This is a genomic window from Mesorhizobium sp. M7D.F.Ca.US.004.01.2.1 (assembly GCF_003997785.1).
GTDB classification, from domain to species: Bacteria; Pseudomonadota; Alphaproteobacteria; order Rhizobiales; family Rhizobiaceae; genus Mesorhizobium; species Mesorhizobium loti.
On sequence record NZ_RZRQ01000376.1, the window covers coordinates 1 to 5,290 of the forward strand.

Here is a 5,290-nt window from a genome sequence, read left to right on the forward strand (position 1 = left end):
TCGTTGCACCATTCTTCAACGGCTCGGCCGCCTGCGGGGTCGAGGCGGCAGGTGTTGCCGGATCAGCCGCCGGCTTCGGCTTCATCGCCGCGTCGACGCCGGAGCGAACGTCGGCCGCAGCCTGTTCGAACGGATTGAGCTGCTTCCTGATCTCGGCCATCGGGCTGAGACCCCTGAGCTCGTCGACCGACTTCTTGACGTCATCGAGCTCGGCTTCCTTAAGCGCCTCGTTGAACTGTTTCTGGAAATCGGACGCCATAGCGCGCAGCTTCGCCGTCGTGCGGCCGAAGGTGCGCAGCATATTGGGCAAATCCTTGGGCCCGACGACCACGATCATGACGATCGCGATGACCAGCATTTCGGTCCAGCCGACTTCAAACATGGCACTCTGTTCCGACTAGAACCTTTGGCTCAGCTCTTGCTGGCTTTTTCCTTCGCGGCCGCAACGGTCTCGTCGGCGCGGTGTTCGACAGTGCGCTTGTCTTCGGCAACGTCGTCGTCGGCCATGCCCTTCTTGAAGCTCTTGATGCCCTTGGCCATGTCGCCCATCAGCTCGGGAATCTTGCCGCGGCCGAACACCAAAAGCACGATCACCAGCACGATCATCCAGTGCCAAATCGAAAATGAACCCATAGCAAATCTCTCTCGAATGTTTTCCCTGGCGATGATCTATGCGTTTTCGCGTTGGGATTCAAACACAACTGCGACAGAGTTTATGAAAGGGTGGCGGATGTCACGCATTTTCAACGTGATGGCCCGCTACGAATCCGCGCATCCTCGACAGATCGGCGGCCAATGCCAGTCAATCTTCCGTGACGCGCGGCGTCAACAGGCCGAGTTCCTCGAGATCGATGTCGGTCAGCGCATCCTCATCGTCGGTCAACGCATCGGGATCGGACGGCGGAACCGGAATGGCGAAATTCGACGGCATACGGCCCGAAAGCAGCCCCGCCCCCTTCAGTTCCTCCATGCCGGGAAGATCGCGGATCTCCTCCAGGGCGAAATGGTCGAGGAAGGTGTCCGTGGTGCCGTAGGTGACAGGGCGTCCCGGCGTTTTGCGCCGGCCGCGCATGCGCACCCATTCCGTTTCCAGCAACGTGTCGAGCGTACCCTTCGAGGTTTCGACGCCCCGGATATCCTCGATTTCGGCGCGCGTCACCGGCTGGTGATAGGCGATGATCGCCAGCACTTCGAGGGCCGCGCGGGAGAGCTTCCTTTGTTGGACGGTATCCCGGCTCATCAGGAAAGCGAGATCACCGGCCGTGCGGAACGCCCAGGCGTCGCCGATACGCACCAGATTGACGCCGCGCCGGGCATAGATCTGCTGCAGCTCGGCCATGGCCAAGGCAATATTGATGCCATCTGGAAGGCGGGCCGCAAGCTGCTTTTCGCTGACAGGCTCAGCGCTGGCGAACACGATCGCCTCGGCCATGCGCACGGCTTCCCCCAGATGCAGCCGCTCCGCCGGATTGTGTACCTTTTGCTCAGTCGGGTCCTGGGAAAGCGACTCCTCTTCGGCTTCATCGCCGACCTTGAATGGGATAACCGAAGCGTTGGCGCGTTCGCTCATGATGCCACCTCGACTGCCTTGATTGCCTGCGTGCGGCCGCGCAGATAGATCGGCGCGAACACTTCATCCTGCCGCATGTCCATCGTGCCCTCACGCACCAGTTCCAACGTAGCCGCAAACGAGCTGGCGATCGCCGTGCGCCGCTCCTCGGGGCTGGTCATGTACACGATCAGAAAACTTTCCAGCGTCGCCCAGTCATGCAGAGCCCCGACCAGACGGGTCAGGATATCGCGCGCATCCTTGAGCGACCAGACACCGCGCCTGGCGATCGTGACATTGTTGATCGCCTGCTTCTGCCGCTGCTGGGCGTAGGCGGTCAGGAGATCGTAGAGCGAGGCCGAATAGGCGTTGCGCTTTTCGACGATGACCATTTCCGGCATGCCGCGCGCGAACACGTCACGGCCGAGCCGGTTGCGGTTGACCAGGCGCGCCGAGGCGTCGCGCATGGCTTCCAGCCGCTTGAGCCGGAACTGCAGCACCGCCGCCAGTTCCTCGCCGCTTTCGCCCTCGTCGCCCGGCTGCTTGGGGATCAAAAGCTTCGACTTGAGGAAGGCCAGCCACGCCGCCATCACCAGATAGTCGGCGGCAAGCTCGAGCCTGAGCGCCCTCGCCGTCTCGACAAAGGTCAGATATTGCTCGACCAGCGCCAGGATCGAAATGCGCGCCAGATCGACCTTCTGGGTGCGGGCAAGATGCAGCAGAAGATCGAGCGGGCCTTCGAACCCGACTACGTCGACGACCAGCGACGGGTCGCCGGTGACCCGTGAATCGTCATTCTCGGCCCACAGACGGTCCATCGGTGCGGCCTTTGCGGCCTTGCTTTCCAATGTCTCCGCCACCGCCTGTCACTTTCCCTTTGCTATGCCACCGCATCGAAGTAGGTGGCGAATTCGGCACGAATTTCGGTTTCTTCGACCGTGTCACGGTTCTTTATATAGGCCAGCGCCCGCTTTGCGCGCTCCAGCGACGTGCCCTCAAGCCCCGTGGTGCGCGATGCGATGCCGGCCATCTCCTCGAAAACGCCGTTGCAGTGAAGGACCAGATCGCAGCCCGCCGCAAGGATCGAGGCCGCCTTTGTCGGGAAATCCCCAGAAAGTGCCTTCATCGAGGTGTCGTCGCTCATCAGCAGCCCGTCAAAGCCGATTTCGCGCCGGATGATCTCGTCGATGACCTTGCCGGAGGTGGTCGCCGGATTGTTGGGGTCAATCGCGCTATAGACGACATGCGCCGTCATTGCGATCGGCAGATGGTTGAGCTCCCTGAACGGGGCGAAATCATGCCGCTGCAGATCGCTGAGCGAGGCATTGACCACAGGCAACTCGAAATGCGTGTCGGCAAAGGCGCGTCCATGACCCGGAATATGCTTCATGACAGGCAGCACGCCGCCTGCCATCAGCCCTTCCGCGGCGGCGCGGCCAAGTTCAATCACCGGTCGTGGGTCCTTGCCATAGGCACGCGCGCCGATGACATCGCTGGCGCCTTCGATCGGCACGTCGAGCACCGGCAGGCAATCGGCGGTGATGCCGTAGCGCAGCAGGTCGAAGGCGTGCAGCCGCGCCATCAGCCAGGCCGCGCGGGCGCCGGCATCATGGTCGTCGCGCCACAGCGCGCCAAGCGCACCACCGGCCGGATAATTCGGCGCCAGCGGCGGCCGCAGGCGTTGTACACGGCCGCCTTCCTGGTCGATGAACACCAGCGCGTCCGGACGCCCGATACAGTCGCGCATCGAGGCAACCAGATCGCGGATCTGTTCGGTCTCGCCGATGTTGCGCGCAAACAGGATGAAGGCCCATGGGCATTCATTGCGATAGAAATTGATTTCTTCGCGGGTGAGCGATTTCCCGGCACAGCCGAGGATCATGGATTTTGATTCGGTCATGTCACGAGTCTAAAGCTTCGCGCGATCAAAGGGAATCATCCGGATCACAAGCGGTCGAACGCCAGATCTGCTTTCCCCATGAAAAAAGCCGGCGCGGTGACCGCGCCGGCTTTTATCGGTTGGCTCCGGCTCTAGCGCGAGACGAAACAGTTGCCGCCGGCGGCCTTGTAGCTGGTGCACAAATTGATCGCGTCGTTGCGCGACTGGGCAGGGACGCGCACGCGGTAGAACGTGCCCTTGCCGGCGATCTCGGCCTTGACGATGTTGGCGGTACGCCCGGCGAGCACGCTGCCGTAGCGGCGCTGCAGATCCTGGTAGCTGGACTGGGCGCTTTCGACCGTCGGCTGTGAAGCGATCTGCATCGACCACGAACCACCGCCGGTCGCGGTCGATGCCGGATCGATGGATGCAACCTGATCGGGCTTGACCTCGCCGACGACGTCGACCGGCTGGTCGGACGGGCGTTGCGGCGCGAGCGGAACCTTGGCCGGCGTGTTGGCCGACTGCGCCTTGGCCTCAGCCTTGGGCTTGGCCGCCGGCTTGAGGGCCGGCTCGTCGTCCGCCTGGGCGGCTGCGGGCGCCACGGTGCCGGTCTGGTCCGCATCGGCCTGCGCCGACGGGGCAACATGCTGCGGCGCCGGGTCGACCGGCTCCGTTGCGGCCACTTGCGGGGCGACGGGCGCCGGATCTTCACGCGGCACCAGCGAACCGTCCGACTTGACCACCATGGTCCTCACCTTGCGCGGCGCAACAGCCACGACATCGGCATTAGTGCCCTTGTCGGCTTCCTGCAGCACCTGCGCGATGCGATCCTCGGACTTGGGCGCGGCCGCCATGTTGTCGGCCGAAGCGTCGCCGGCCGTTGGCGCGGCATTGCCGGCCGCTGGCGCGGCGTTGCCGACATCGGTGCCAACGGCACCTGCGTTCTGGTCCGGTGAAAGATCGATGGCGCGGGCCGGATCCTTCGCCTGGACGTCCACCGGCTCTTCGGTGTTGGTGACCAGTTTTTCCTGGATCGGCTCGGCGGGCTTGGCGCCTCTGACCGCGTCGTAGACCTTGTTGTCCTGGTTCGGCACCACGGCGCCGCCCGGATTTTCCGGCTTGACCTTGATCGGCGCGTTGTCGGCCTTGACGATCACGGGCGCATCGCTGCCGCCCTTGCCGCCGAACGACAGCGCAAAGGCACCGAGGCCGCCTGCGACCGCCACCGCGCCGACAATCGCGGCGATGAACAGGCCACGTCCGCGCGAAGGCCTCGCGGCCTCGCGCTCGCCGAGCCCCGGAACAGCCATCGCCTCGTCGAGTTCGGGATCGTAGTCCAGTTCATCGACGGTGAAATCATCCGCCTGTGAAACCGGCTGGCTGCCGGGCAGACTGTCGAGATCGAATCCATCGGAGGCATCGGCATAACCCGTGGGCGCCGCCGCGCGGGCAGACATGTCCATCGGCCGCGCCGCATATGTCCGCGCTTCCGGCTCATAACCCGGCTTGATCCCGTCATAGCCCGGCTTGACGCTGTCGTAGCCAGTGCTGACGCTGTCATAGCCCGGCTTGAAGCCCGTGGCGTAGGAGTCATCATCGTAAGATGCGCCGGCAACGCTGCCTGCGGGAGCGGCAGCGACCTCCACCGCGTTCATCTCGGAGAGAAGGCTGGAGAACTCGGCGTCGAGATCGTCATAGCCAGACGTCGCCGGCTGATCTTCCTCGAAGTGCAGTTCCGGAATATCGAGATCGTCCGCCAGCGCAACGACACGCTCGGGCACATCGACGGTCTCGACATCGGGCATGTCTTCGTAACGCGCGGGCTGGCGGGATTGCGGCGCCGATACAGGGGCTGCGGG

At 63.8% G+C, this 5,290-nt stretch carries 6 protein-coding genes; all 6 read right to left on the reverse strand.

Annotated elements, in window-relative coordinates:
- Positions 1-382: Sec-independent protein translocase protein TatB (gene tatB, locus EN993_RS30760; RefSeq protein ID WP_127265651.1), on the reverse strand; the 382-nt coding region annotated here is incomplete at its 3' end.
- A gap of 29 nt (positions 383-411) precedes the next feature.
- Positions 412-633, reverse strand: coding sequence for a twin-arginine translocase TatA/TatE family subunit (locus EN993_RS30765; protein WP_013531295.1), 222 nt, complete (start codon positions 631-633; stop codon positions 412-414).
- A 169-nt stretch (positions 634-802) separates the two neighbouring features.
- On the reverse strand, positions 803-1,570 hold the full coding sequence (gene scpB / locus EN993_RS30770) for an SMC-Scp complex subunit ScpB (RefSeq protein WP_127265652.1): 768 nt from the start codon (positions 1,568-1,570) through the stop codon (positions 803-805).
- The gene (locus tag EN993_RS30775) at positions 1,567-2,367 is read right to left on the reverse strand and encodes a ScpA family protein (RefSeq protein WP_127265654.1); all 801 of its coding nucleotides are present in this window, start codon (positions 2,365-2,367) and stop codon (positions 1,567-1,569) included. Before EN993_RS30775 ends, scpB begins: the two co-directional genes overlap by 4 nt.
- 62 nt (positions 2,368-2,429) lie before the next feature.
- A complete protein-coding gene (gene nagZ / locus EN993_RS30780; RefSeq protein WP_127265653.1) occupies positions 2,430-3,449 on the reverse strand; it encodes a beta-N-acetylhexosaminidase in 1,020 nt (339 codons plus the stop codon).
- Between the two features lie 131 nt (positions 3,450-3,580).
- Positions 3,581-5,290 (reverse strand): SPOR domain-containing protein (locus EN993_RS30785; protein WP_206532443.1); only part of this gene is annotated, 1,710 nt, incomplete at its 5' end.

Excerpts from the sequence above, each read along its gene's own strand:
- nagZ (WP_127265653.1), bottom strand. The coding sequence starts at position 3,449 with ATGACCGAATCAAAATCCATGATCCTCGGCTGTGCCGGGAAATCGCTC.
- EN993_RS30765 (WP_013531295.1), bottom strand. The coding sequence starts at position 633 with ATGGGTTCATTTTCGATTTGGCACTGGATGATCGTGCTGGTGATCGTG.
- EN993_RS30775 (WP_127265654.1), bottom strand. The coding sequence starts at position 2,367 with ATGGACCGTCTGTGGGCCGAGAATGACGATTCACGGGTCACCGGCGAC.
- scpB (WP_127265652.1), bottom strand. The coding sequence starts at position 1,570 with ATGAGCGAACGCGCCAACGCTTCGGTTATCCCATTCAAGGTCGGCGAT.